General features: G+C 28.5%; 2 protein-coding genes. Both read right to left on the reverse strand.

Annotated features, from left to right (window positions below):
* Positions 1 to 648: DNA translocase FtsK 4TM domain-containing protein (locus tag ACVC2P_RS12380; RefSeq protein WP_452598781.1), on the reverse strand; the 648-nt coding region annotated here is incomplete at its 3' end.
* Positions 649 to 774: 126 nt separating this feature from the next.
* Entirely contained in the window at positions 775 to 1,143 is a 369-nt protein-coding gene (locus ACVC2P_RS12385) for a diacylglycerol kinase (RefSeq protein ID WP_452598782.1), read from the reverse strand.
* Positions 1,144 to 1,366 lie beyond the last annotated feature (223 nt).

Below are 1,366 nucleotides of genomic sequence, written 5' to 3' on the forward strand. Positions count from 1 at the left end.
GTTTTCAAATTCAGATTTTATATCTTTTTTTGCATTACTAAAAAACGAACCAATACGTTGTGGTGTTACTTTAAAACGTATTGCCAAATAAGTAATTAAAACAAAAAGAAGTAAAAGTATAGTACCAATTTTACCTAAGTAATCTTGTAAATACATGTTAATTTCGTAACCTACAGTACCACTTAATAAACCATCTTTAATTGCTACAAAACCTAATAATACAGATAACCAAATGACCGTTAAAACACCCCAAAACCAATGTTGACGTAGTTTTTCTTTTTTTAAGTCTAAAACAATATATACACCAGATAAAAAAACTAAACCCGCAAATATAAATGATGAAATACCAAAACCACTTTGAATAAATAAATCGCTTACCCAAGCGCCAAATTTACTTAACCAATTTTCAGACTTTACTTGTCTCGATGAGAATTCAGATAAAGTACTTTGGTCTGCTTCTCCTGTAAAAAAGAAAGATAAAAACGCTATAAATAATATTATTCCTAGAATAATTAAAAAACTACCAACAATTAATCTTTGTTGACTGTTTAAAACCATATTAGGACGCTTTAACCTAAATCTTTTCTTTTTTGTGGTTTTTTTTGTTGATTTTGCTTTCGGTTTTGCTTTCGGTTTTGCTTTAGCCATTATCTGTTTTTAGGTGAAACAAAAATACAAATACTTAACGTTTATCCTAATTGATAATTGTATTTTAAAGTAAAAGGTTATGGTTTAACTTATACGTATTACTCTTTACTTATAGATTTTTATGTGCTAGAAAATCTTTGGTATATAAATAATTGCGCCTACAACAACAGCTGCTATTGCAAAAATAAAAACGGCACCAGCAGCTAAATCTTTTATTAAGCCAATTTTTGGGTGACGCTCTGGGTGTATAAAATCTGCAATCTCTTCTATAGCCGTATTTACACCTTCTAAAGCCATAATTAAAGCAATTATAAGTATTTGAATCATCCATTCTGTTGCAGATAGCTCATAATAAACACCTGCAATAGTCATAATAATACCTATAAAAAACTGGACTTTTAAACTTGCCTCTGTAGTAATTAGAAGGTAGGCTCCTTTAAAAGCATAGCCTACACTTTTTATTCTATTTACAATAAAAGAGTCTTTTTTGCTCATATATATGTAGTAAATATGCTTTACTATAATTTATATAGTAAAGCATATTATTTAAATTTTTTAAAAATTATTCGTCTAATAAAGCATATAAAGACGCTTTATAGTTTGGTTCTTCTCCAATTTCAGGTACTTGTTCTGTGTATTTTACAATTCCGTTTTCATCTAAAACGATAACGCATCTAGAATGTAACCCTTCAAAAGCACCATTAATAATGTCTAATCC

The sequence above is a fragment of the Pontimicrobium sp. MEBiC01747 genome (genome assembly GCF_053601635.1).